23 protein-coding genes are annotated in these 19,839 nt (G+C 66.2%); 6 read left to right on the top strand and 17 right to left on the bottom strand.

Translation table 11 applies throughout. From position 1 onward, the window contains the following. The first annotated feature begins 3 nt into the window (after positions 1-3). The 5 genes from MJ602_RS11430 to MJ602_RS11410 all read left to right on the top strand — a co-directional run bounded on the left by MJ602_RS11430 (position 4) and on the right by MJ602_RS11410 (position 6,582). Complete coding sequence (locus MJ602_RS11430) at positions 4-1,404, top strand: PelD GGDEF domain-containing protein (RefSeq protein WP_243020929.1); 1,401 nt, start codon at positions 4-6, stop codon at positions 1,402-1,404. Beyond that, positions 1,397-2,410, top strand: coding sequence for a tetratricopeptide repeat protein (locus MJ602_RS11425; RefSeq protein WP_243020928.1), 1,014 nt, complete (start codon positions 1,397-1,399; stop codon positions 2,408-2,410). The genes MJ602_RS11430 and MJ602_RS11425 overlap by 8 nt, the downstream gene beginning before the upstream one ends. Continuing rightward, positions 2,407-3,948, top strand: coding sequence for a GT4 family glycosyltransferase PelF (gene pelF, locus MJ602_RS11420; RefSeq protein WP_243020927.1), 1,542 nt, complete (start codon positions 2,407-2,409; stop codon positions 3,946-3,948). Before MJ602_RS11425 ends, pelF begins: the two co-directional genes overlap by 4 nt. After that, the gene (gene pelG, locus MJ602_RS11415; RefSeq protein WP_243020926.1) at positions 3,948-5,321 is read left to right on the top strand and encodes an exopolysaccharide Pel transporter PelG; all 1,374 of its coding nucleotides are present in this window, start codon (positions 3,948-3,950) and stop codon (positions 5,319-5,321) included. Before pelF ends, pelG begins: the two co-directional genes overlap by 1 nt. Before the next feature lie 79 nt (positions 5,322-5,400). Beyond that, positions 5,401-6,582: a spherulation-specific family 4 protein gene (locus MJ602_RS11410; protein ID WP_243020925.1), complete on the top strand. Its 1,182-nt coding sequence runs from the start codon at positions 5,401-5,403 to the stop codon at positions 6,580-6,582. A gap of 13 nt (positions 6,583-6,595) precedes the next feature. On the opposite strand, the gene MJ602_RS11405 is transcribed toward MJ602_RS11410, so the two are convergent. The 7 genes from MJ602_RS11405 to MJ602_RS11375 all read right to left on the bottom strand — a co-directional run bounded on the left by MJ602_RS11405 (position 6,596) and on the right by MJ602_RS11375 (position 11,548). Then, a complete protein-coding gene (locus MJ602_RS11405; protein ID WP_243020924.1) occupies positions 6,596-7,420 on the bottom strand; it encodes a D-hexose-6-phosphate mutarotase in 825 nt (274 codons plus the stop codon). A gap of 168 nt (positions 7,421-7,588) precedes the next feature. Next, positions 7,589-8,335 carry a 1-(5-phosphoribosyl)-5-[(5-phosphoribosylamino)methylideneamino]imidazole-4-carboxamide isomerase gene (gene hisA, locus MJ602_RS11400; protein WP_162015332.1) on the bottom strand — a complete coding sequence of 249 codons (747 nt, stop codon included), beginning with the start codon at positions 8,333-8,335 and terminating at the stop codon, positions 7,589-7,591. A gap of 77 nt (positions 8,336-8,412) precedes the next feature. Further along, positions 8,413-9,081 (bottom strand): imidazole glycerol phosphate synthase subunit HisH, encoded by a 669-nt coding sequence (gene hisH / locus MJ602_RS11395; protein ID WP_243020923.1) that lies wholly within the window; start codon positions 9,079-9,081, stop codon positions 8,413-8,415. A 50-nt stretch (positions 9,082-9,131) separates the two neighbouring features. Next, complete coding sequence (hisB, locus tag MJ602_RS11390; RefSeq protein WP_243020922.1) at positions 9,132-9,755, bottom strand: imidazoleglycerol-phosphate dehydratase HisB; 624 nt, start codon at positions 9,753-9,755, stop codon at positions 9,132-9,134. Beyond that, positions 9,752-10,870, bottom strand: a complete 1,119-nt coding sequence (locus tag MJ602_RS11385) for a pyridoxal phosphate-dependent aminotransferase (RefSeq protein ID WP_243020921.1) — start codon at positions 10,868-10,870, stop codon at positions 9,752-9,754. The genes hisB and MJ602_RS11385 overlap by 4 nt, the downstream gene beginning before the upstream one ends. After that, positions 10,867-11,319, bottom strand: coding sequence for a PIN domain-containing protein (locus MJ602_RS11380; RefSeq protein ID WP_243020920.1), 453 nt, complete (start codon positions 11,317-11,319; stop codon positions 10,867-10,869). Before MJ602_RS11380 ends, MJ602_RS11385 begins: the two co-directional genes overlap by 4 nt. Positions 11,320-11,323: 4 nt before the next feature. Next, the gene (locus tag MJ602_RS11375; RefSeq protein WP_243020919.1) at positions 11,324-11,548 is read right to left on the bottom strand and encodes a CopG family transcriptional regulator; all 225 of its coding nucleotides are present in this window, start codon (positions 11,546-11,548) and stop codon (positions 11,324-11,326) included. Between the two features lie 218 nt (positions 11,549-11,766). On the opposite strand from MJ602_RS11375, the gene MJ602_RS11370 reads away from it, so the two are divergent. Continuing rightward, positions 11,767-12,033: a VF530 family protein gene (locus MJ602_RS11370; RefSeq protein WP_162015327.1), complete on the top strand. Its 267-nt coding sequence runs from the start codon at positions 11,767-11,769 to the stop codon at positions 12,031-12,033. A 145-nt stretch (positions 12,034-12,178) separates the two neighbouring features. On the opposite strand, the gene hisD is transcribed toward MJ602_RS11370, so the two are convergent. The 10 genes from hisD to mlaD all read right to left on the bottom strand — a co-directional run bounded on the left by hisD (position 12,179) and on the right by mlaD (position 19,834). After that, on the bottom strand, positions 12,179-13,498 hold the full coding sequence (gene hisD / locus MJ602_RS11365; protein ID WP_243020918.1) for a histidinol dehydrogenase: 1,320 nt from the start codon (positions 13,496-13,498) through the stop codon (positions 12,179-12,181). Between the two features lie 6 nt (positions 13,499-13,504). Further along, positions 13,505-14,167, bottom strand: a complete 663-nt coding sequence (gene hisG, locus MJ602_RS11360) for an ATP phosphoribosyltransferase (RefSeq protein WP_162015325.1) — start codon at positions 14,165-14,167, stop codon at positions 13,505-13,507. Next, positions 14,164-15,435, bottom strand: a complete 1,272-nt coding sequence (gene murA / locus MJ602_RS11355) for a UDP-N-acetylglucosamine 1-carboxyvinyltransferase (RefSeq protein ID WP_243020917.1) — start codon at positions 15,433-15,435, stop codon at positions 14,164-14,166. The genes hisG and murA overlap by 4 nt, the downstream gene beginning before the upstream one ends. Before the next feature lie 77 nt (positions 15,436-15,512). Then, a complete protein-coding gene (locus tag MJ602_RS11350; protein WP_162015323.1) occupies positions 15,513-15,755 on the bottom strand; it encodes a BolA family protein in 243 nt (80 codons plus the stop codon). A 171-nt stretch (positions 15,756-15,926) separates the two neighbouring features. Beyond that, positions 15,927-16,682, bottom strand: coding sequence for an ABC transporter permease (locus MJ602_RS11345; RefSeq protein ID WP_243020916.1), 756 nt, complete (start codon positions 16,680-16,682; stop codon positions 15,927-15,929). Beyond that, on the bottom strand, positions 16,679-17,608 hold the full coding sequence (locus MJ602_RS11340; RefSeq protein WP_162015321.1) for an ABC transporter ATP-binding protein: 930 nt from the start codon (positions 17,606-17,608) through the stop codon (positions 16,679-16,681). The genes MJ602_RS11345 and MJ602_RS11340 overlap by 4 nt, the downstream gene beginning before the upstream one ends. Positions 17,609-17,660: 52 nt before the next feature. Continuing rightward, positions 17,661-17,933: an STAS domain-containing protein gene (locus tag MJ602_RS11335; RefSeq protein ID WP_243020915.1), complete on the bottom strand. Its 273-nt coding sequence runs from the start codon at positions 17,931-17,933 to the stop codon at positions 17,661-17,663. Between the two features lie 20 nt (positions 17,934-17,953). Then, complete coding sequence (locus tag MJ602_RS11330; protein ID WP_243020914.1) at positions 17,954-18,601, bottom strand: MlaC/ttg2D family ABC transporter substrate-binding protein; 648 nt, start codon at positions 18,599-18,601, stop codon at positions 17,954-17,956. Positions 18,602-18,641: 40 nt separating this feature from the next. Beyond that, positions 18,642-19,364 carry an MlaA family lipoprotein gene (locus tag MJ602_RS11325; RefSeq protein ID WP_162015318.1) on the bottom strand — a complete coding sequence of 241 codons (723 nt, stop codon included), beginning with the start codon at positions 19,362-19,364 and terminating at the stop codon, positions 18,642-18,644. Further along, positions 19,361-19,834, bottom strand: coding sequence for an outer membrane lipid asymmetry maintenance protein MlaD (gene mlaD / locus MJ602_RS11320; RefSeq protein WP_162015317.1), 474 nt, complete (start codon positions 19,832-19,834; stop codon positions 19,361-19,363). The genes MJ602_RS11325 and mlaD overlap by 4 nt, the downstream gene beginning before the upstream one ends. Between the last annotated feature and the right edge of the window lie 5 nt (positions 19,835-19,839).

The raw sequence follows: 19,839 nt of genomic DNA, 5'->3' as shown, positions 1-19,839 counted from the left end.
CGCATGCAGGACGCCCCGAAGCCCCCCGTCACCCCAGCGGAGCCCTCGTCCGTGGCGGACACACGGCCGCACGCGGCCCTGGCCGGCAAGCATCTGCCGACGCACCTGCTGGGCAAGCTCACCCAGTTGCACAAACGGCCCGCTGTCACTGCCGGCGAAACCCTGTTGCTGCCGCTCATCGCGATTGCACTGGGCCGATTCTGGAGCCCGCAGGACCCCCTGTGGACGCAGGCGCCGTTCCCGTGGTCCTGGCTGGCCCCGGTAATTCTGGCGCTGCGCTATGGCCCCTTGGCGGGGCTGGGCGGAGCATCGGTCCTGCTGCTGGGCTGGCTGGCGTTCCATTTCGAAACCCTGGATCAGTTTCCCCAGGTGCACTTCCTGGGGGGGCTGATTCTGGTGATGATCGTCGGAGAGTTCTCCAGCCTTTGGCAGGCGCGGGCGCGCCGCTCCGAGACACTGCAGATGTACCTCGATCAGCGGCTGGAACACCTGGTGCGCCAGCACTACCTGCTGCGCTTGTCACACGACCGGCTGGAGCAAGAGCTGATTGGCCGCCCCATGTCCATGCGCGACGCCCTGGCGGCACTGCAGACCCTGAGCTCCGAAAAGACCAACGGCGAGCAGGGCGCGCAGGCGCTGCTGCGCCTGCTGGCACAGTATTGCCAGCTGGAATCTGCGGCCATCTACCCCGTGCGCGACGACGAGCCCGAGAGCGCGCCCCTGGCCGGACTGGGGAGCCATGCCACGCTGGCACTCCAGGACCCGCTGGTGCAGCAGGCACTGGAGACACGTCGGCTGTGCCACATCAGCCAGGCGCTGGCCGCACAGCAGTCGTCGGCCTACCTGGCGGTCGCGCCTCTGCTGGATCTGGCCGGTGAGGTGTACGGCCTGCTGGCCGTGACGGAAATGCCCTTCTTTGCGTTGCAGACCGAGAACCTGCAAACCATCAATCTGCTGCTGGGGTACTACACCGATGGCCTGTCGATGCAGACCCTGGCCCGGCCTATCGTGGAGCAATTGCCCGACTGCCCGGTGCCATTCGCCTTTGAAGCGCAGCGTCTGGCCCACATGCACCAGAGCACCCAGGTCAGCAGCATCGTGGTGGCGCTGGAGTGCCTGCCCCGTGCGGTGGAACAGGACGTACCGGCACAGATCCACCGCTTCAAGCGCGAACTGGACGAGATCTGGGAAATCTCCACCCCCCAGCGCACGGTGCTGGCCATCCTCATGCCCTTGGGCAACGCTGCCACGGCCGAGGGCTACATTGCCCGCCTGGAAGCTTGGCTGCAGCAAAAGAGCGGCCAGACCCCGGCACAGGCGGGCATCTTCCCGCATGTCCTGTCGCTGGATGCCCTGTCCCCGCTGAACACCTTGCAGCGCCTGCACGCACTGGCCCATGCTTAACCCCAAGCTCGGACTGTCGGCCTTGCTGCTGGAAGTGGGCGCCTGGAGCGGCCCACTGCTGCAACAGCACTCTGACGAGGCACTCGCCGCCTACCTGCTGCTGCACGCCGTGGCCAGTGTTCTGCTGACCTTGTTCCTGCTGCCTTTGCTGCCGCGAGAGCGCGCACAACCACGCGCCCCCCTGATCGTTTTGATTGTGGCCTGCTGCTACGCGGTACCCCTTGCGGGTTTTCTGGGCGTACTGGCGGCAGCGTTGTCGCTGCACTACCTGGGCCGCACGCGCAGCGCCGACGAGTATGAGTCCGTTCAACTGCCCGAGTTCGACCTGCACCAGCGTCGCCAGGGCAATTTCCGCCATGCGGGACTGCGATCGTTTCTGGGCAACAGCGAAGCACCCATACAGGCCCGCATGCGCGCCATGGTCGCGCTGCAGTATGTGTCGGGCCGCACCGCCTCGCCCCTGCTGCGTTCGGTGCTGAGCGACCCCAGCGAAGACCTGCGCCTGCTGGCCTACGGCATGCTCGATTCGCTGGAAAAGCGCATCAACCAGGCCATTGACCAGGAACTGTCGGCATTGCAGGCCGATGGTTCAGCGTCCGATGCCCCTGTCGATGACGCAGCCCGACAGGAATCCCTGCGCCGCCTGTCCGATCTGTACTGGGAACTGGTGTACCAGGAACTGGTGCAGGGCGACCTGCGCGAGCACGCCATCCGCGAATCCCTGCGCCATTGCGAGGCCGTGCTGCAGGCACAGCCCGAGAACGCGCCCCTGCACATGCGGCGCGGCCGGTTGCTGCACGCGCTGCGTCGCCCGCAGGAGGCGCAGGAATCCTACGAAGCCGCCAGCCGCCTGGGACTGCCCGCCACCAGGGTCCTTCCCTACCAGGCCCAGCTGTGCTTTGAACGTGGCGACTATGCACAGGCGCGGGCCTTGGTGCATGCCCTGGGCCCCTGGGACGCGCTGCCCCGGCTGCGCCCGGTGATCGAATACTGGAACGCCCCATGACCGCTTCGCACCCCAAGGCGGCGCAGGCCGACATTGCCCTGGTGCTCGAAGGCACCTTCCCCTACGTGAGCGGTGGGGTGTCAAGCTGGATCAACCAGATCCTGCGCGCCTACCCCCAATACCGCTTTGCGCTGGTGTTCCTGGGCAGCCGCCGCTCGGACTACGGCGCCTTCAGATACCAATTGCCGGACAACGTGGTGCACTTCGAGGAGCACTACCTCTACGAGCATCTGAATGCCGACTTCCAGCCCGCGCCACGCAAGGGCCATGCCCATGCGTTCGACCAGGTGGAGCTGCTCATCGCCACCATGGAGCGCACCGGCGCCGACAGCCCGCAGACCATGGCCTTGTTCCAGCAGGTGGTGCGCGCCATGCAGCCCGGCGGCAGCATGCACCTCGAAGACTTCCTCTACAGCGAGCGCGCCTGGAACCTGCTGTGCGACGTGTACCGCAAGCACTGCACCGACCCCTCGTTTGTGGATTACTTCTGGACGGTGCGCATCATGTTCCAGCCCCTGTGGCTGCTGGCACGCGTGGCGCAAGGCCTGATTCCAGTGCGCGCGGTGCACTGCGCTTCCACGGGCTATGCGGGCTTTCTGGGGGCACTGCTGGAGCAGACACGCGGAACACCGCTGATCCTCTCGGAACATGGCATCTACACCAAGGAGCGCAAGATCGACCTGTTCAAGAGCGAGTGGATACGCGACAACCGCAACATCTTCCAGCGCGACCCGACCGAGCTGTCGTTCTTCCGCCAGATGTGGATCCATTTCTTCGAATGGCTGGGCCGCTACTGCTACGCATCGGCCAACCCCATCATCGCGCTCTATGAAGCCAACCGCCTGCGCCAGGTGGCTGACGGCGCGCAGCCCGAGCGCACCTTCAACATTCCCAACGGCATTGCCCTGGCGCGCTTTGCACCGCTGCGTGCCCAGCGCCCCGCCGATCCACCACCGGTGCTGTGCCTGATCGGGCGCGTGGTGCCCATCAAGGACATCAAGACCTTTGTGCGCGCCATGCGCCGGGTGGTCAACCAGTTGCCCCAGGCCGAGGGCTGGATTGCCGGACCCGCCGATGAAGACCCAGCCTACGCTCAGGAATGCGAAAACCTGGTGCGCAGCCTGGGGTTGCAGGAGCATGTCAAGTTCCTGGGCTTTCAGCGCGTGGAAGACCTGATGCCGCGCATCGGTCTGGTGGTGCTCTCTTCCATCAGCGAGGCGCTACCTCTGGTGCTGCTCGAAGGCTATGCCGCAGGCGTGCCCGCCGTGTCCACCGACGTGGGCTCGTGCCGCCAGCTGGTCGAAGGCCTGGACGACGAAGACCGTGCGCTGGGCGCGTCAGGCCGTATCGTGCCCATTGCCGACCCACAGCAACTGGCCGATGCCTCGCTTGCCCTGCTCAAGGACCCTGCGGCCTGGCAGGCGGCCAGCCAGGCCGCCATTGCACGCGTGGAGCGCTATTACACCGACACCATGATGTTCGACCGCTACCGCGCCGTGTACGAAACCGCGCTGGCACGCACCGAGGGAGCCCACTGATGGCGGGCATTGGCTTTGAGCTGCGGCGCATGCTGCGCAAGGACACCCTGCTGGGCCTCGTGCAGGCCTATGCCTACGCCAGCGTCATCGGCTCCGGGCCCTGGGTGCTGTCCATCGTGGGCATCTTGCTGATCGGTATCTTCAGCGCCAGCGTGGTCATCCCAGGAAGCCTGGTCACGCAGTTCCAGACCTCGGTGACCTACCTGGTGGCCTGCAGCCTGATCTACACCGGCCTGGTGCAACTGGCGTTCACCCGCTTCATCTCCGACCGCTTGTTTGAAAAGCGCAAGGACATGGTGCTGCCCAATCTGCACGGCCTGCTGGTGCTGGTGCTGTTGGGGGCCTGCCTGCTGGGCACGGCGGCACTCTTCATCGCGCTGCCGGGCCTGGGGCTGGTGTACCGGCTGCTGATGCTGGCCGGCTTTACCCTCATGTGCGGCGTATGGGTGCTGACGGTGCTGCTGTCGGGCATGAAGCGTTACAAGGCCATCGTGCTGTTGTTTGGCGTGTCCTATGGCCTGATCGTGGTGAGCGCGCTGCTGATGCGCCCCTGGGGGCTGGAGGGGTTGCTGGGCGGCTTTGTGCTGGGCAACTATGTGCTGCTGGTGGGCATGTGGCTGCTGGTGGTGCGCGAGTTCAATCCGTCGGGGCCCATCATCGCCTTCGACTTTGCACGCCGCGCCATGCTGTACCCCACACTCATGGCCATCGGCCTGCTCTACAACCTGGGCGTGTGGATCGACAAGTTCATGTTCTGGTACTTTCCGCCCACCTCGGACGCCATCATCGGCAGCCTGCGAGCGTCCATCATCTACGACCTGCCGGTGTTCCTGGCCTACCTGTCCATCATCCCCGGCATGGCCGTGTTCCTGGTGCGTATCGAAACGGATTTCGTCGAGTTCTACGACAAGTTCTACGACGCGGTGCGCGGCGGTGGCTCGCTGGAATACATCGAGACCATGCGCGACGAGATGGTCTATTCCATCCAGCAGGGCCTGGGCGAGATTGCCAAGATCCAGACCCTGGCCGTGCTGGTCACCTTTGTCGCCGGGCCGGTACTGCTGGACGCGCTGGGCATCTCGCGCCTTTACCTGCCACTGCTGCAAGTGCAGGTGATAGGCGCGGGTCTGCAGGTGGGCCTGATGGCCGTGCTCAACGTGTTCTTCTACCTGGACCAGCGCCGCACCGTGCTGCTGCTGTGCGTACTGTTTGTGCTGCTCAACGTCGTGCTCACGGGCTGGACCCTGGCCTACGGTGCGGCCCTGTATGGCTACGGCTTTGCGCTGGCCACCCTGTTGACTTTGGGCGCGGGGCTGGCACTGCTCACACGCCGATTGAACCGCTTGGAATACCAAACCTTCATGCTGCAGTGAGTCTTTACCAAGCCTTCGCAAAGCCAACGGCAGCCCCAGGCACAATTGGATACCATTTGCCGCACCGGGCCACCCAACCATGACTCCCCATCCCTCCACACTCCGCCCCCTGGCCCTGATCCCCTTGCTGACCGCACTGTTGGGCGGTTGTGGCGGCGGGTCGGACGGCACCACGCCCCCCACTCCCACCGGCCAGGTGCGCGTGCAGTTCACCAGCCCCACCGATACCGACAATGTGCGTACGGTGGGTGCCGCCATCCCCGTGGCCGTGGGGGTCACCTTCAATGGCGCAATCGCGGCCGATGGCTCCTCGGTGCTGTGGAGCGCGGCCAACGCGAGCTTTTCGCCCGCCCGCAGCAGCAGCACCGGCGGGCAGGCATCCTCCACCATGGTCGCAACCGCTGGCGGCATGCTGCAGGTGCAGGCCAGCGCCACGGTTGCGGGGCAGACCGGCAGTGCCACCCAAACGCTGTACCTGCGCCCGGCTCCGCAAGCCCTGGAAGTGCTGGTGCCCGCGTACTTCTATCCCAACCCCAGCGGTTCGGCCTGGGATCAGCTGATCAGCACCGCCCAAGCCTACCCGGGGGTGCAGGTGACAGCCATCATGAACCCGAACGACGGGATTTTCACCAGTGCCGATGAGCAGTTTGCCCGCGTGGTCAGCGACTTCACCGGCGAAGGCGGGCAGGTGGTGGCCTATGTGGCCACCGGCTATGGCACGGGTCGCTCCGTCAGTGCCGTCAAGCAGAACATCGACAACTACCTGCGCTTCTACGGCCGCAACCAGCTCAGCGGCTTCTTCCTGGACGAAATGGGCGCCACCAGCCAGCACCTGGCCTTCTACAAAGAGATCTACAGCTACATCAAGGGGCTGGACGAAGAGCTGCGTGTGATTGGCAACCCAGGCACCCTGCCGGTGGCCGACTATGCCGCCGTCGCCGATGTGCTGGTCACCTTCGAAGGCAAGGCATCCGACTACACCCGCTTCAATCCCCAAGACGGCAACGCGTGGGTGTACGCCAAGCCCAACGCCGCACAGGCCATGCTGGTGCACAACGCCACCAGCTGTACCGCCATGCAAACAGCCATGCGCGCCGCTGCCACGGCGCGGAACAACACCGGCCTGGTCTATGCCACCGACCTGCTGTACGACTTTGCCACCAACACCGGCAACCCTTGGGCCAACCTGCCCAGTTACTGGACGTCCTTGCTCGGCACGGTGAGCGCACTCAACCGCGGCACGGCACTGCCCGGCTGCTGACCCTCAGGAGACCTCAGGCGCGCAGGCGCTGCCAGCCCGTCCAGCTGGCGCCTGGTGCCAGGTGCACTGGCGTGTCGATCTGCGCTGCCTCCACGCACAGCATGTGGGCGTGACCCTCAGGGGGCATGTCGGCCAAGCGCGCGCACAGCGCCGCCCCAGGGTTCCAGACCACGGTCTGGCCCATGGTCGGGCTCTGGGCCACTTCCAAACGGTGCGTGCCATCGTGCAGCTGCAAGGGGGCCGAGGCTGAGGCAAACACACTGTCGTACTCGCCTGCAAAACCGATGGGGCCTTGTTGCACGCTGCGCACATCGGCCACCGCGTCCCAGCGCGCACAGCCGTCCAGGCCCTGCAAGCGGGCTTGGGCAATGTCGTCCACGTGCAGGTAGCTGTGCAAGGCGATGGTGAAGTCCCAGGCCACGGCGCCGGTGTTACGCACGGCGCATTCCACCTGCAACTGGCCTTCGGACAAGACCACATCCAAGCGCACAGCAAAGGCCTGCGGCCACCAGACGCGGCTGCGTTCGTCATCCGTCAGGTGCAGCGACAGCCGGGTAACGCCCTCCCCGGCCTGCGCACTATCGGTACGCCAGGCCAGGTTGCGCGCAAAGCCATGCTTGGGCAGCGGGCCGCGCTGGTTGAACTGCGGAAAGCACAGCGGAATGCCACCCCGGATGGCGGCCTGGCCGTCGAAAACGGCCTTCGGGCTCAGGTAGAGGCGCTCACGCCCCGCCGCGACCCAGGACAGCACCTGCGCGCCATGCAAAGCCACCAGGGCGGTGTCGCCGTTGCCAGCGTGCAGGCGGATGCAGGGCTGGCCGCGAAAGGTCTCAACCACGTCTCGAAGCCTCGGCATTGTCCATTGCGCTAGCGCGTCACCCACGGCGTATGCGACGGGCGCAGCCCACTCCAGGGCTCCCGCGCAAGGGCCGCCCCGCCGCGCCGGGAGCGTCCCCCTGCCCGCAGCGCGCAGCGCTGCGAGAGCGGGGGGAAGGCCCGCAGGGCCTCAGGGGGGTGTTTGGATCTCATCGGCGCGCGCCTGCGCGGCAGCAAAGTCGAGGTCGCCCGAGTAGATCGCCCGTCCGCAGATCACGCCCTCGATGCCTTCGTTCTCAACGGCACAGAGGTTCTCGATGTCCTGCATGCTGCCCAGTCCGCCCGAGGCGATCACGGGGATGGTGAGTGCCTGTGCCAGCTTGACGGTGGCCTCGATATTGATGCCCGTGAGCATGCCATCGCGGCCGATGTCGGTATAGACGATGGACTCGACGCCCCAGTCCTCGAACTTCTTGGCTAGATCGACCACTTCGTGCCCTGTGAGCTTGCTCCAGCCATCCGTAGCGACCTTGCCGTCCTTGGCGTCCAGGCCCACGATGATGTGGCCGCCGAAGGCCGAGCAGGCGTCCTTGAGGAAGCCGGGGTTCTTGACGGCCGCCGTGCCGATGATGACGTAGCGCAGGCCGCCGTCGATGTATTTTTCGATGGTGTCCAGGTCGCGGATGCCGCCGCCGAGCTGCACCGGAATCTCGCTGCCCACCTCTTTGAGGATGGCCTTGATGGCCGCGTAGTTCTTGGGCTTGCCCGCGAACGCGCCGTTCAGATCGACCAGATGCAGGCGGCGCGCGCCCGCGTCCACCCACTTGCGCGCCATGGCGGCCGGGTCTTCACCGAAGGTGGTCGATTGGTCCATATCGCCTTGCTTGAGGCGTACGCAATGGCCGTCCTTGAGGTCGATGGCGGGAATCAAAAGCATGGTGGTGCGAGGGGTGAATGGGCATTGGCGAACGCCGCCCGGGCAGTGACAAAAGCTGGGTTAAAAACGGTGTGAACTCACGGATTCCAGTGCAGGAAATTGCGGTAGAGCGCCAAGCCCTGCTCCGCACTCTTTTCCGGGTGGAACTGTGTCGCAAAAATATTATCGCGCGCAATGGCCGATGCAAACGCGCCGCCGTAGTCGGTCTCGCCCGCGCAGTGGCGTGCGTCCGTGGGCCGGGCAAAAAAGCTGTGCACGAAATAGAAGTGGCTCTGGTCCGGAATGCCTTGCCACACCGGGTGCACGGCGCCACCGTGCGGCACCTGGCGCACGGTGTTCCAGCCCATTTGCGGCACCTTGTAGCGGCTGCCATCGGCCTGCAACCGGCCGGCCAGGTCGAACTTGACCACCTCGCCAGGAATCAGGTCCAAACCTGGCGTATCGCCCTCGGCGCTGTGCGTGAGCAGCATCTGCATGCCCACGCAAACGCCAAACAGCGGCTTGGCGGCAGCGGCCTCCAGCACCGATTCGCGCAGGCCCGAGTCACGCAGCTCGCGCATGCAGTCGGGCATGGCACCCTGGCCTGGCAGCACGATGCGCTGGGCGGCGCGCACGTCCTCGGGGCGGGAGGTGACGATCACCGTCCAGCCCGTGCCCTGTGCAGCGGCCTGCACGGCCTGCGACACCGAGCGCAGGTTGCCCATGCCATAGTCCACCACCGCCACGGTTTTTACTACTGAATTCATAGCTGTTAGCGCAATATGGATAAGCGCTGGAGGCCTTTTTGGCTTGAAATTTACAGGGAACCCTTGGTCGAGGGAATGGTGCCTGCGCTGCGCGGGTCGCGCTCCACGGCGGCGCGCAGCGCGCGGGCGAAGGCCTTGAACACGGTCTCGCACTGGTGGTGCGCGTTCACACCGCGCAGGTTGTCGATGTGCAGCGTGGTGCCCGCGTGGTTCACAAAGCCCTGGAAGAACTCGTGTGTGAGCTGGGTGTCAAAGCCACCGATCATGCCGCTGGTGAACGGGATGTTGAGCACCAGGCCGGGACGGCCCGAGAGGTCTATGACCACGCGCGAGAGCGCCTCGTCGAGCGGCACGTAGGCGTGGCCATAGCGGCGGATGCCCTTCTTGTCGCCCACGGCACGCGCGAAGGCCTGGCCGATGGTGATGCCCACGTCCTCCACGGTGTGGTGGCCGTCGATGTGCAGGTCGCCGTCGGCGTGGACCTCCAAGTCGATCAGGCCGTGGCGCGCAATCTGCTCCAGCATGTGGTCGAAGAAGCCGATGCCGGTGTGCAGGCTGGCCTGCCCGGTGCCGTCGAGGTTCAAGCGCACGGTGATGCGCGTCTCGGCGGTATTGCGGCTGACTTCGGCCGTGCGGTCGGTGGATGCGGAGGGAACGAGTGCGGAAGAGGTCATAGCGATGCCTGGAGTGCCTGCAACATGATCGCATTGTCGGCAGCGGTGCCCACGGTCAGGCGCAGGCAGTTTGCCAGCAATGGGTGCATTGTAGAAACGTTCTTGATCAAAACCTTGCGCTCGCGCAGACCGGCGAAGGTGCGGGCGGCGTCCTGCACGCGCACCAGCACCATGTTGGCCTCGCTGTCCCAGCATTTTTCAATGCCAGGCATGGCGCGCAGGGCCGCCACCAGCGCACTGCGCTGCTCGCGCAGCTGGCGCGCCTGCTCGGCAAACACCGGGGCATGCTCCAGGGCAAACAGTGCCGCCTCGCAGTTGAGCACGCTCACGTTGTAGGGGGGGCGCACCTTGTCGATCTCACCCACCAGCGCCGCCGGGCCAATCAGGTAGCCCAGACGCACCCCGGCCAGGCCGAACTTGCTGAGCGTGCGCATCAGCAGCACATGGGCATTGCGCTGCGGCTCGGCGCGCATGCGGTCCAGCCAGGTGCGGCTGGCGAAAGGCTGGTAGGCCTCGTCCATGACGACGATGCCGCCCACCGCTGCCACGGCGTCGATGATGCGCTGCACCACGTCTTCGTTCCACAGCGTGGCCGTGGGGTTGTTGGGGTAGGCAAGGTGCGTGATGGCGGGCCGGTGCAGCGCAATGGCGGCGAGCATGGCGGCCTCGTCGAGTTCAAAGTCCGGCGTGAGCGGCACGCCCACAAAATCCAGCCCCTGCAACTGCGCGCTCATGGCATACATCACAAAGCCGGGCACGGGCGCCAGCACCACGGGGCGCTGTCCATCGCCGGCGGGTGGCAGCGCGCAGGCCAGCGATACCAGGCTGATGAGCTCGTCCGAGCCGTTGCCCAGGATCAGCGCGTGCCCCTGCGGCAAACCGGCATGCTGAGCCAGTGCGGTGCGCAGGTCGGCATAGCGCGGGCCGGGGTAGCGGTTGAGCGCAAGCTGCCCCAGGCGCTGGCCCAAGGCGGCCTGCAAATCCGGCGGCAAGGAATACGGGTTCTCCATCGCGTCCAGCTTGAGGTAGCCGGTGGCGTCCTGCACCACATAAGCGTGCATGGCGCGCACGTCGGGGCGGATGCGATCGAGGGGGTTGGCAGGCACGGCAGTCATTCGAGCGATTCCAGTTCAGCGGGAGTGGTGACAAACGGGTTGATGGCGCGCACGGCGTCGTACTGCTGGCCGTGCGGCAGCACATCGCCCAGCACATAGCGGCAGCCCTGCTGGTGCGCCGAGGCCAGCACCAGCGCGTCCCAGTAGCCCAGGCCGTAGCGGTCCTGCAGGTCCCAGGCGCCATCGACGGTGTAGGCGTCCAGATGCGGCGGCTGCCACACGCGCAGGCGGCGCACCTGGGCACGCACCAGGTGCAGGGTTTGCGGCCCGGCAAAACAGGCCACGGCGTTGTGGTACAGCTCGTTGAGCACCTGCGAGCTGATGCGCCCGCAGCGGCTCTGCCAGCACAGCGTGAGCCACTCGCGTGCACGCGCCTGGCGGGCACCATCGCGCTCGTCCACGCTGGCCAGCAACACCGAGGTATCGACGAAGAGCAGCGGCTGGGCCATGGCTTCAACGATCCAACAACTCAGGCCGCGCCAGGTAGGGCCGGGTGGACGCGCCCCAGGACTCGAACCCCAGCGCCTCGCGCATGGCCTGGGCGTAGGCGTCTTCCTGGCGCATCTTTTCGGCCAGCCACTCGCCCAGCAGGCGCGACACGCTGCTGCCACGCTTGGCCGCCTCCACGCGCACCCATTCGGCCACTGCGTCGTCCATGGTGATGGTGACGTTCTTCATGGTGCACAGAATAACACGAAGTTCGTGGAACACGAAGTTCGTGTTGATGCAAATCCCGACCTTTCCCTACCTGCGCGGCGATAAGATGGCCGTCCTTGCTCCGCGCCCGCCTCTGCTGGACACCGGTAGCCATGGGAGGCGCTGAGCACGACCAGGGCTCTTGAGAACCCTGCCCAACGGCGCCTGCCCGAAACAGCGTCCTTTGAAACAGCTACGCCATGACCTCTCCGACCCCGCCCGCTCCGCCCGCCCAGCCACGCAACCCACTGCATGGCCTGACCCTGGAGGCCATCGTCACGGCGCTGGTGGCGCACTATGGTTGGCAGGAGCTGGGCAGGCGCATTCCGGTGCGCTGCTTCACCAGCGAGCCCAGCGTATCGTCCAGCCTGAAGTTCCTGCGCAAAACGCCCTGGGCGCGCGAGAAGGTGGAGGGGCTGTACCTGTTCATGCTGCGCGACCAACGTCGAGGGCTCCCCTCGCGGTAGTTCCCATCGTTGCCCTACGCGCGCCGCTGGCTGGTTGCCGAAGCCATCGCACCAGCCACCTCACCGATGCTGCGCTGGGTGCGGGTACGCACCAGCGTGGCAGACACCCCGCCGATGCCGCGCCAGCGTCCTCAGCGTTTGGGCCTCAGTTCTTGAGCCTGAACTCTGCCGCCTGCGCGTGTGCCTGCAGGCCTTCACCGTGCGCCAGCACGCTGGCGATGCGGCCCAGCACCTGGGCGCCCTGCTCGCTCACCTCGATGAGGCTGCTGCGCTTCTGGAAGTCGTACACCCCCAACGGGCTGGAAAAGCGCGCCGTGCCGCTGGTGGGCAGCACGTGGTTGGGGCCTGCGCAGTAGTCACCCAGGGATTCGCTGGTGTAGGCGCCCAGGAAGATGGCGCCCGCGTGCTTGAGCAACGGCTCCCAGCGGTGCGGGTCGGTACTGCTCACTTCCAGGTGCTCGGGCGCGATGCGGTTGCTGATGGCGCAGGCATCTTCCATGCTGCGCGTGTGGATCAGCGCGCCGCGCCCGGTCAGGCTCTTGGCGATGATCTCGGCGCGCGGCATGGTGGGCAGCAGGCGGTCGATTTCGCGCTGCACAGCATCGATGTAGGCGGCGTCGGGGCACAGCAGGATGCTCTGGGCCAGCTCGTCGTGCTCGGCCTGGCTGAACAGGTCCATGGCCACCCAGTCGGGCGGCGTGGAGCCGTCGGCCAGCACGAGGATTTCGCTCGGGCCGGCGATCATGTCGATGCCCACGGTGCCGAACACATGCTTCTTGGCGCTGGCCACGTAGGCGTTGCCGGGGCCGGTGATCTTGTCCACCTTGGGCACGGTGGCCGTGCCGTAGGCCAGTGCGACCACCGCTTGCGCGCCGCCGATGGTGAAGGCGCGGGTCACACCGGCCACGTAGGCGGCGGCCAGCACCAGCGGGTTCTTGGCACCCTGCGGGGTCGGCACCACCATGATGATGTCCTGCACCCCCGCCACATGCGCGGGGATGGCGTTCATCAGCACGCTGCTGGGGTACGCGGCCTTGCCGCCGGGCACGTAGATGCCCACGCGGTCCAGCGGTGTGACCTTCTGGCCCAGCAGGGTGCCATCCTGGTCACGGTAGCTCCAGCTCTCGCCGCAGGCCTTTTTCTGGGCCTCGTGGTAGCTGCGCACCCGCTTGGCGGCAGCCTGCAGGGCGTCGCGCTGGGCCTGCGGGATGGCGTCGAACGCGGCCTTGAAGTCGGCCTGCGTCAGCTCCAGCGCCGCCATGTTGGGAGCCGAAAGGCCGTCGAAGCGGGCGGTGTACTCCAGCACGGCGGCGTCGCCACGCTTTTGCACATCGGCCAGGATGTCGGCCACGCGCTGCTCGATGGCGGCGTCCTGCTCCGCCGACCAGTGCAGGCGCGCTGCGAATTCAGCATCAAAGGTGCTTGAAACGGTTGACAGACGGGCGGGAGAAGCTACCAATTTCATAGTAAATCAATCCTTGCGGATGGCCGAGGCAAAGGCGTCGATGATGCGGCGCAGCCGGGCCTGCTTGAGCTTGAGCGCGGCCTGGTTGACGACCAGGTGGCTGCTGATGTCCATGATCTGCTCGACCTCCACCAGGTGGTTGGCCTTGAGCGTGTTGCCGGTGGAGACCAGATCGACGATGGCGTCGGCCAGGCCGGTGAGCGGCGCCAGCTCCATGCTGCCGTAGAGCTTGATGAGGTCCACGTGCACGCCCTTGGCGGCAAAGAATTCGCGGGCAATGCCGGGGTACTTGGTCGCCACCTTCAGGCGCGAGCCCTGGCGCACGGCCTGCTGGTAATCAAAGTCGGCACGCACGGCCACGCTCACGCGGCAGCGCGCAATGCGCAGGTCCAGCGGCTGGAACAGGCCCGAGCGCGCTGCGCCGCCCCATTCGGCCCGGTGCTCCAGCAGCGTGTCCTTGCCGCACACGCCCATGTCGGCACCGCCGTACTGCACGTAGGTGGGCACGTCGGAGGCACGCACCAGCACCACGCGCACGTCTTCGTGGTTGGTGGGCAAAATGAGCTTGCGCGATTTTTCGGGGTCTTCCAGCACCTCGATGCCAGCGGCACCGAGCAGCGGCAGGGTTTCTTCAAAGATGCGGCCTTTGGACAGTGCAAGCGTGATCATCGGATTCTCTCTATATCGGCGCCCAGCCCGCGCAGCTTGGCTTCCATGCAATCGTAGCCGCGGTCCAGGTGGTAGATGCGGTCCACCACGGTCTCGCCCTCGGCCACCAGGCCCGCGATGACCAGGCTGGCCGAAGCGCGCAGGTCGGTGGCCATGACGGTGGCGCCCGACAGGCGCGCCGCACCCTCGGTGACGGCCACGCGGCCATCGACCTGTATGCGCGCACCGAGCCGCAGCAGCTCGTTGACGTGCATGTAGCGGTTTTCAAAAATGGTTTCGGTCACCGTGGCCGTGCCCTGCGCCACGGTGTTGAGCGCCATGAACTGCGCCTGCATGTCGGTGGGGAAGCCGGGGTATTCGGTGGTGCGAAAGCCCTGCGCCCTGAGCTGCGCGCCGCCGGGGCTGCGCACGCGCAGGCCGCCCTGGGCCGCCTCGACCTGCACGCCAGCGTCACGCAGTTTTTCGATCACGGCGTCCAGGTGGTCGGCGCGGGCATGGCGCAAAAGCGCCTCACCGCCCGTGGCGGCCACGGCGCACAGAAAGGTGCCGGCCTCAATGCGGTCGGCCACCACGGTATGGGTGCCGCCGTGCAGCCGGTCCACCCCCTGGATGCGGATGCGGCTGGTGCCCTGGCCTTCGATTTGCGCGCCCATGGCGATGAGCATCTCGACCAGGTCGGTCACCTCGGGTTCCTGGGCGGCGTTTTCCAGCACGGTTTCACCCTCGGCCAGCGTGGCGGCCATGAGCAGGTTCTCGGTGCCGGTGACGGTGACCATGTCGGTGGTGATGCGCGCGCCCTGCAGGCGCGTGCGCCCCTGGGGCAGGCGGGCGATGATGTAGCCATGCTCGACCACGATCTCCGCGCCCATGGCCTGCAGGCCCTTGATGTGCTGGTCCACCGGGCGCGAGCCGATGGCACAGCCGCCGGGCAGCGACACCGTGGCCTCGCCAAAGCGCGCCAGCAGCGGGCCCAGCGCCAGCACCGAGGCGCGCATGGTCTTGACCAGTTCGTAGGGCGCCTCGGGGGTGGACAGGCCGCTGGCGTCGATGCGCACGCAACCATCGTCGCCCTGCTGCACCGCCACGCCCATGTTGCGGATGAGCTTGAGCATGGTGCTCACGTCCTGCAGGCGCGGCACGTTGTGCAGCTCCACCGGGTCGGCGGTGAGCAGCGCAGCGCACAGCTCGGGCAGCGCAGCGTTCTTGGCACCGGAGATGTCCACCTGCCCCTGCAGGGAACGGCCGCCGCGGATGAGGAGCTTGTCCATGGTCAGTATTTTTTCAATGAAATCTGCCTCCAGCGCTTTTCCATCAAGCGCTAAAAGCTATTATTTTTATAGCAATCTTATTGGTTCAGCTCAGCCCATTCGGCGGGGGTGAGTGTCTTCATCGACAAGGCGTGCACCTCATCGTTCTGCATCTTGCTGCCCAGCGTGGCATACACGCGCTGGTGGCGCGCAATGGGGCGCTTGCCCTCGAACTCGGGCGAGACGATGGTGGCATACCAGTGGCGCCCATCGCCTTCGAGGTGGATGTAATCGCAGGCCATGCCTGCGGCGATGAGGTCTTTGATCTGGTCAGCAGTCATTTCATTGATCCATTCAGCGTAGTTGGCACCCGCAACGCATCAAACGGGCACGACCCAGGCCAGGTCCGCCGTGCAAGGGCCGCCCCGCCGCACTGGCGGCGTCCCCCTGCCCGCATGGCGCAGCCATGCGAGAGCGGGGGGAAGGCGTGAAGCGACTCAAGGGGGTGTTCATCAATTTCTGATTTTGTAGCCCGTGCGCAGCAGGTGGACGGCGAGAGTGCTCACGCCCAGCCACGCCCCAGCCACGATACCCAGGCTGAGCCATGGCGAGGCATCGCTCACGCCGAAGAAACCGTAGCGAAAGCCGTCCACCATGTAGAAGAACGGGTTGAGGTGGCTCGCTGCCTGCCAGAACGGTGGCAGCGAGCCGACGGAATAGAACACGCCCGACAGAAAGGTCATGGGCACGATGATGAAGTTCTGGAACGTCGCCATCTGATCGAACTTGTCGGCCCAGAGCCCGGCGATCACGCCCAGCGTGGCCAGCAGCGCGGCGCCCAGCAGGGCAAACACCACAATCCACAGCGGCGCGGCAAACTGCGGTGTGGCAAACCCCAGGGTGACGACAAACACCCCCAACCCCACCACCAGGCCGCGCACCACCGACGAGCCCACGTAGGCCAGAAACCAGGCCCAGTGCGACAGCGGCGTGAGCAGCTGGAACACCAGGCTGCCCATGATCTTGCTCTGGATCAGGCTGGACGAACTGTTGGCAAACGCGTTCTGCAGCACGCTCATCATCACCAGGCCAGGCACCAGAAACGCGGTGTAGCTGATGCGGTCGTACACCTTCACGTGGTCTTCAAGCACATGGCCGAAGATCAGCAGGTACAGCACGGCGGTGAGCACTGGCGCGGCCACGGTCTGGAAGCTGACCTTCCAGAAGCGCAGCACCTCTTTGTAAAACAGCATCTGCCAGCCGGTCATGCGCCCGCTCCTTCCTGCTGGGTGGCTGCGGCGGACATGACCTGCAGGAACACGTCCTCCAGGTCGGGGCGGCGGATTTCCATGTCGTGCACCGGCACACCGGCCAGGCGCAGTGCGGCCAGGTGCTGCTCGATCTCGGCGGCGTCGTGCGCGGGCAGCTGCACGATGCGCCCCATCACGCGGGCCTGCACGGCCAGATCGAAGGGCAGTTCGGTGTCGGTCTTGAACTGCAGCACGCTGCCCGAGGCGGCCTTGAGCAGCGTACTGGTGCGCTCCAGCGCCACGATGCGACCGCTCTTGAGCATGGCGATGCGCCCGCACAGGGCCTCGGCTTCTTCGAGATAGTGCGTGGTCAGCAGCACGGTGTGGCCTTCGCGGTTGAGGCGGGCGATGAACTGCCACAGCGTCTGGCGCAGCTCCACATCGACCCCGGCCGTGGGTTCATCGAGCACGATGATGGGCGGCTTGTGCACCAGCGCCTGCGCCACGAGCACGCGGCGCTTCATGCCGCCCGAGAGCTGGCGCATGTTGGCCTGGGCCTTGTCGGCCAGGCCCAGGTGGGCGAGCAGCTCGTCGATCCAGTCGTCGTTGTGGCGCACGCCAAAGTAGCCCGACTGGAAGCGCAACGCTTCACGCACGTTGAAGAAGGGGTCGAACACCAGCTCCTGCGGCACCACGCCGAGCTTGCGCCGGGCTGCGGCAAAGTCCTGCTGCACATCGTGGCCCAGCACCGTGACCTTGCCCTGCGTGGCACGCGCCAGGCCGGCCAAAATGCTGATGAGCGTGGTCTTGCCCGCGCCGTTGGGGCCGAGCAGGCCGAAGAATTCGCCCTCCTCGATGTCCAGCGACACCCCGTTGAGTGCGTGAAAGGGCCCTCGGGGGGTGGAATAGGTCTTGGAGACAGACTGGAAGGAGACAGCGGGCATGAGAACCCGCGATTTTACGTCCTGGGCCTGTGGCACGCCGCTACAGACTTTTTTAGCCTGGCTCTTGAATGAGGTCTTGCACCCCATACAAGCCCGCCATGCCGGTCAGCGCGGGGGGCAGACCTTGCACGGCAAAGCGGCGGCCTGCGGCCAGAGCGGCGCGGCGGCATTCGAGCAGCACCGCCAGCGCCGAGGAGTCGAACACGCGCAGAGCGCGCGCATCGACGCAGGCCTCCTCCCCTGGCACGGCGGCCAGCGCAGCCAGCAACTGCTGCAGCGTGGCGCTCGCCTGGCGGTGGGTCAGTTCCGGGGGCAGCACGGGCATGGGGTTCACCTGAGGGCCGGTCAACCGCGGACGGCATTGCCCTTGTTGCGGGCGCTCAGGGTCTGGATCAGGCCGTCGATGCCCTTGGCGTTGATCTCGGCGGCAAACTGGCTGCGGTAGGTTTCCACCAGCCATGCACCCAGCACGTTGAGGTTGTAGATTTTCCAGCCCGCGCCCTGGCCTGGGGTTTTTTCCAGGCGGTAGTCGAGCTGCACCGGGTCACCCCGGCCGCGCACCTCGGTGCGCACCAGCACATCCTTGTCCTCGGCCCCGGCGCGCAGCGGCTTGACGCTCACCGTCTGGTCGCTCACTTGCGCCAGCGCGCCGGCATAGGTGCGCACCAGCAGTTGTTTGAACTCCTCCTGCAGGCGCTGTTGCTGCTCGGGGCTGGCCTGGCGCCAACCGGGGCCGACGGCGGCGGCCGTCATGCGCCGGAAGTTGACGTTGGGCATGATGGTCTTGTCCACCAGCACCATGATCTTGTCCACATCGCCCGCCTTGATGGACTTGTCGTTGCGCAGCGCGTCCAGCACCTCGCTGGACAGGCGCTGCACCAGGGCATCGGGCGTTTCGTCCGCAGCATGTGCGGGCAACACCAGGCCCACGGACAAGGCCGCCGCTGCAGTGCCGGCGGCCAGCAGGCGGGCCAGGAACCATCGTTTCGTCATCGTGTGTTCTCCTTGTGGGGGCACTGCGGGCGGGGCCGCGTCATTGCTCGGGTTCGGGCGGCAGGGACCCGTCGCCGCTGCCATTGCGCGCACCGCGCAGCTGCATATAGACGTCGCGCGTGAAGCTGTACTTGTCGAGCGCGGCGTCGTCCAGCACGCTCTCGGCGCGCAGCAGGTTGGCACGGGTATCGACAATGCGCAGCGCATACAGGCTGTTGCGCGCCGACACGGGTGTGACTTCCCGCAGCAGGTTGCCGCGCAGATCGACCGGCAAGGCCAGCGTGTCGCGCACGGTGGATGGCCCCAGGATGGGCAGCACGAAATACGGCCCCGTGGGCACGCCCCAGCGCCCCAGTGTCAGGCCGAAGTCCTGCTTGTAACGGTCGATGCGCATTTCGGTGGCCACGTCCAGCACCCCACCCAGACCCATGGTGGTGTTGATGCCCACGCGGAACAGGCTGGCCATGGCGGCTTCACCACGCAACTGCAGGGTGTTGTTGACGAACGACCAGGCATCGCCCAGGTTGCCGAAGAAGTTGCTCACCCCCGTGCGCACGGGCGCAGGCATGGCCTGCTGGTAGGCCGTGGCCACGGGCTTGAGCACGACCTCGTCCACCGTGTCGTTGAAGCGCGTCATGCTGCGGTTGTACGCTTCCAGTGGGTCGGCCTGCTGCGCCAGCGCCGTTCCGGCCAGGCACGCCAGAACACCCGCACACAGCGCGCGCGCCACCTGTGGGCCTGCGGAGGTTGGGAAGGAAGTCATTTCTTGCTGTCTGCGCCTTCGGCGGCCTTGCTGTAGAGGAATTGGCTGATGAGGTTTTCGAGCACCAGGGCCGACTGGGTGGACGCCACTGCATCGCCTGCGCCAAGCGATGCTTCTTCGGCCCCGGCCTCGATGCCGATGTACTGCTCGCCCAGCAGACCGCTGGTCAGGATCTTGAGCGAACTGTCCTTGGGGAAAGCATAGCGTTTGTCCAGCGACAAAGTGACTTGCGCCTGGTAAGTTTTGTCATTGAATGTGATCGACTCCACACGCCCCACCACCACACCGGCGCTGCGCACGGCCGCCTTGGGCTTGAGCCCGCCGATGTTGTCGAAGCGCGCCGTGACCTGGTAGCCCCGGTCGAAATTGAGACTCAGCAGGTTGGCCGATTGCAGCGCCAGAAACACCAGCGCAGCAGCCCCCAGCATGACGAAGAGCCCCACCCAGACATCGTTCTTGTGCGCTTGCATCGCAT

Source organism: Simplicispira sedimenti (genome assembly GCF_022760965.1).
In the GTDB taxonomy this organism is placed as follows: domain Bacteria; phylum Pseudomonadota; class Gammaproteobacteria; order Burkholderiales; family Burkholderiaceae_C; genus Simplicispira; species Simplicispira sedimenti.
The sequence above is the reverse complement of the archived record's forward strand: the minus strand, read 5'-3'. Positions and strand labels throughout refer to the sequence as shown.